Annotated in this window: 3 protein-coding genes; 1 reads left to right on the forward strand and 2 read right to left on the reverse strand. The window is 69.1% G+C overall.

Annotated features, from left to right (window positions below; translation table 11 throughout):
• Window positions 1-2: 2 nt before the first annotated feature.
• On the reverse strand, window positions 3-179 hold the full coding sequence (locus ACFSDF_RS10895) for a DUF6104 family protein (RefSeq protein WP_163695435.1): 177 nt from the start codon (window positions 177-179) through the stop codon (window positions 3-5).
• A 9-nt stretch (window positions 180-188) separates the two neighbouring features.
• Window positions 189-3,809 carry a multifunctional oxoglutarate decarboxylase/oxoglutarate dehydrogenase thiamine pyrophosphate-binding subunit/dihydrolipoyllysine-residue succinyltransferase subunit gene (locus ACFSDF_RS10900; protein WP_243843145.1) on the reverse strand — a complete coding sequence of 1,207 codons (3,621 nt, stop codon included), beginning with the start codon at window positions 3,807-3,809 and terminating at the stop codon, window positions 189-191.
• Between the two features lie 257 nt (window positions 3,810-4,066).
• Between ACFSDF_RS10900 and ACFSDF_RS10905 the strand changes: the two genes are divergently transcribed.
• A complete protein-coding gene (locus ACFSDF_RS10905) occupies window positions 4,067-4,348 on the forward strand; it encodes a hypothetical protein (RefSeq protein ID WP_167007480.1) in 282 nt (93 codons plus the stop codon).
• Window positions 4,349-4,384: the final 36 nt, after the last annotated feature.

A 4,384-nucleotide genomic window follows, 5' to 3' on the forward strand; every position in this document is an offset into this window, starting at 1 on the left:
GCTCAGTCGTCCTCGTCGTCGAGGCGCGCCAGCCAGGTGGCGAGCCGCTCGACCGGCACCTCGAACTCAGGATTGAGGTCGACGAACTCCTGCAGCCGCTCCGAGAGCCACGCGAAGGTGACCTCCTCGTCGCCGCGACGCGAGTCCAGCTCCTCGATCCCTCTGTCGGTGAAGTACACGAGCAACCCTTAGGCGAACGCGCGCTCCATGAGCGCCTTGTTCTCCTCGAGGTGCCGCTTGTGGTTGCCGACCGACGGAGCGGCCGACGCGTCACGCGACACGGGTACGAGGGGCAGGGCGAGCTCAGGAGCCAGGTTGAGCGCCATGAACGGCCACGGACCTTGGTTGGCCGGCTCGTCCTGGACCCAGCGGACCTCGGTGGCGTTCGGATACTTCGCGAGCTCCGCCTTGATCTCCTCGAGGGGCAGCGGGTAGAGCTGCTCGACGCGGATGACAGCCGTCCGAGAGGCATCTGCCTCGACCTTGTCGCGCGTCGCGAGGACGTCGTACGAGACACGGCCGGACGCGAGGAGCACCCGCTCGACCTTGTTCGTGTCCAGCGACGACTCCGCCGGGTCGGCGAGCACCGGCTCGAACGTCCCGGTGGTGAAGTCCTCCGGCCGCGACATCGCGGCCTTCAGGCGCAGCAGCTGCTTGGGCGTGAACACGATGAGCGGGCGGTGCTCGCTCTCGAGGTTCTGGCGGCGCAGCAGGTGGAAGTACGACGCGGGCGTCGACGGTTGTGCGACCGTCATGGCGTCCTCGGCGGCGAGCTGGAGGAACCGCTCGATGCGTGCCGAGGAGTGGTCCGGCCCCTGGCCCTCGTAGCCGTGCGGCAGCAGCAGCACGACACCGGACTTCTGGCCCCACTTCGCCTCACCGGCCGAGATGTACTCGTCGATGACCGACTGGGCGCCGTTGACGAAGTCGCCGAACTGCGCCTCCCACAGCGTCAGAGCCTCGGGACGCGCCACCGAGTAGCCGTACTCGAAGCCGAGCGCGGCGTACTCGCTGAGCAGCGAGTCATAGATGTAGAACGTGCCCTGGTCCGGCGTCATCCGTGCCAGCGGCGTCCACTCGGCGCCGGTGTGGCGGTCGATGATCGTCGCGAACCGCTGCGAGAACGTGCCGCGGCGCGAGTCCTGACCGGCGAGTCGCACCGGGCGCCCGTCGAGCAGCAGCGAGCCGAACGCGATGATCTCGCCCGTGCCCCAGTCGATCGGGCCGGCCGTGATCGACGCGGCGCGGCGCTGCAGCTGGGGGAGCACCTTCGGGTGGACAGTGAAGCTGTCCGGGACGCTGGTGTATGCCTCCGCGATCGCCTTGAGGGTCTCGGGGGTCACCGCCGTCTCGACCTTGGCGAGCTCGGGCTTCTCCGGGTACTCCGGTGCGGTCTGGTAGTCGTCGTCGGCGGCCGTGCCGGCCTCGGCGAAGACCCGCTGGAGCTGGTCCTGGTAGTCCTTGAGCGCGCTCTCGGCCTCCTCCATCGTGATGTCGCCACGACCGACAAGAGCCGACGTGTAGAGCACACGGACCGACTTCTTCTTCTCGATGACGTCGTACATCAGCGGCTGGGTGAAGCTCGGGTCGTCGCCCTCGTTGTGGCCGCGCTTGCGGTACGTGATGAGGTCGATGACGACGTCGCTCTTGAACGCCTTGCGGTACTCGTACGCGAGCTGGGCGATGCGGATGCACGCCTCGGGGTCGTCGCCGTTGACGTGGAAGATCGGCGCCTGGATCATCCGGGCGACGTCCGTCGCGTACGTCGAGGAGCGCGACGAGCTCGGCGAGGTGGTGAAGCCGACCTGGTTGTTGACGATCACGTGGATCGTGCCGCCGGTGCGGTAGCCGCGCAGCTGCGAGAGGTTGAGCGTCTCCGCGACCACGCCCTGGCCGGCGAAGGCCGCGTCACCGTGGATGAGCAGCGGGAGGACAGGGAACTCCTCGCCGCGGTTGAGGCGGTCCTGCTTGGCACGCGCGATGCCCTCGAGCACGGGGTCGACGACCTCGAGGTGCGAGGGGTTCGCCGCGACCGAGACCTTGATGGTGTCACCGCTGGCGGCGGTGAACTCGCCCTCGACGCCGAGGTGGTACTTCACGTCGCCCGAGCCCTGGACCGTGCGCGGGTCGATGTTGCCCTCGAACTCGCGGAACACGAAGCCGGGGTTCTTGCCGGCGATGTTGACCAGGAGGTTGAGGCGTCCGCGGTGCGCCATGCCGATGCAGACCTCGTCCAGCGAGTCGGCTGCGGCGGCCTCGCAGATCTCGTCGACGAGCGGGATCGTCGTCTCCGAGCCCTCGAGGCTGAAGCGCTTCTGGCCGACGAACTTCGTCTGCAGGAACGTCTCGAAGGCCTCGGCCTGGTTGAGCTTGTGGAGGATCCGCAGCTGCTCCTCGCGGGGCGGCTTGGAGTGCTCGCGCTCGACGCGCTCCTGGATCCAGAGGCGCTGCTCGGGGTCCTGGATGTGCATGTACTCGATGCCCGAGGTGCGGGCGTACGAGTCACGCAGGATGCCGAGGATCTCGCGCAGCTTCATGAAGCGGCGCTCACGTCCGCCGAACGAGCCGGTCGCGAACTCGCGCTCCAGGTCCCACAGCGTCAGACCGTGCGAGGAGATCTCAAGGTCCGGGTGGCTGCGGGGGGAGTGGTCGAGCGGGTTGGTGTCGGCCATGAGGTGGCCGCGCACGCGGAAGGCGTGGATCAGCTCGAGCACGCGTGCCTGGCGGTGGACCTCGTCGTCGTGGCTGACGGCGATGTCGCGTGCCCAGCGGATCGGCTCGTACGGGATCTTGAGTGCGCGGAAGATCTCGTCGTAGAAGCCCTCCTCGCCGAGCAGCAGCGCGCTGACCCGACGCAGGAAGTCGCCCGACTGCGCGCCCTGGATGATGCGGTGGTCATACGTCGACGTCAGCGTCATCATCTTGGAGATGGCCTGGGTGGCGATCGTGTGGTCCGACGCGCCCAGGAACTCCGGCGGGAAGTCCATCGAGCCGACGCCGATGATGGCGCCCTGGCCCTTCATCAGACGCGGCACGGAGTGGTTGGTGCCGATCGTGCCCGGGTTGGTGAGACTGATCGTCGTGCCCTGGAAGTCGGCCACGGTCAGCTTGTTGTTGCGGGCCTTGTCGACGACGGCCTCGTACGCGGCCCAGAAGCCGGCGAAGTCCATCGTGTCGGCCTGCTTGATCGACGGCACGAGGAGCTGACGGGTGCCGTCGGGCTTCTTCTGGTCGATCGCGAGGCCCAGGTTGACGTGGGCCGGCCGCAGCAGCGTCGGCTTGCCGTCGACGACGTCGAAGCCGGCGTTCATCTCCGGCATCGCCTTGAGCGCCTTGACCAGCGCGAAGCCGATCAGGTGCGTGAAGGACACCTTGCCGCCACGCGCCCGGGCGAGATGGTTGTTGATGACGATGCGGTTGTCGATCAACAGCTTGACCGGGACCGAGCGGACGCTGGTCGCGGTCGGGACGCTCAGGCTGTCGTCCATGTTGGCGGCCGTACGGGCGGCGGCGCCGCGCAGCACGGTCTGCTCGACATCGGTCGGGACAGGCTTCGTGGCGGCGGCCTTCGCCACGGGCGTCGCTGCCTTAGCGGTGTCTGGCTTCGCTGCCGGCCTGGCCGCCGCGGGCTTGGCCGCGGGCTTTGCCGGAGCGGCCGACGCCGGGGCTGACGGCTTCGATGCGGACGCTGCTGGAGCCTTCGCGGGTGCGGGCGTCGGTGGACTGCTCGGCGTCGTTCCACCTCCCTCGAAGAGGCGGGACCACGACGCGTCAACTGACGCCGGGTCCGACTTGTAGCGCTCGTACATCTCTTCGACGAGCCACTGATTGGTGCCAAAATCTGGCAGGGGGCTGTCGCTCTCGGCCACGGCCTCGATCGCCTCTTCCGGATTGTCCGTTGTCTCCCACGCCCGTCAGGGCATACGCGTACCAGGGTAGACCCCATACGAAGGGTCGCCAGCGACGGGACCAGGGGGTGTCGTCCGTCACCTCGGCAGCGACGACGGGGGGCTGCTCAGGGTGGTCCCCGATCCCGCTGCCCTCGGTCGCGGTGCAGGCTGGGGGCATGCTCCTTCCGCTCGTCTCGGTGTCGCTGATCGGACTGCTGGTCGGCGTGGTGGTGCGGCCCCTCACGACGGCCGGGCGTCCGCTCGCGCCGAGGGTCGTCGTCGCGCTCGTGGGCGCGTGGGCGGGATTCGCCGTCCTCGGGCTGACCGGCGTGACGGTCGACGTCATCGCGGGAACCGGCGTGTGGGTGGCGGCGCTCGGCCACGCGGGGGCGGCGCTCGGGGCGGTCCTGGCGGCGAGGGGTGACGGGGTGCCGGGGCGTCGTCGCGGACGCGCCTGAGCGCTCAGGCGCGCTGCTGGTCGCGGGAGCCGAACC

The sequence above is a fragment of the Mumia zhuanghuii genome, assembly GCF_042681565.1.
Lineage (GTDB): Bacteria > Actinomycetota > Actinomycetes > Propionibacteriales > Nocardioidaceae > Mumia.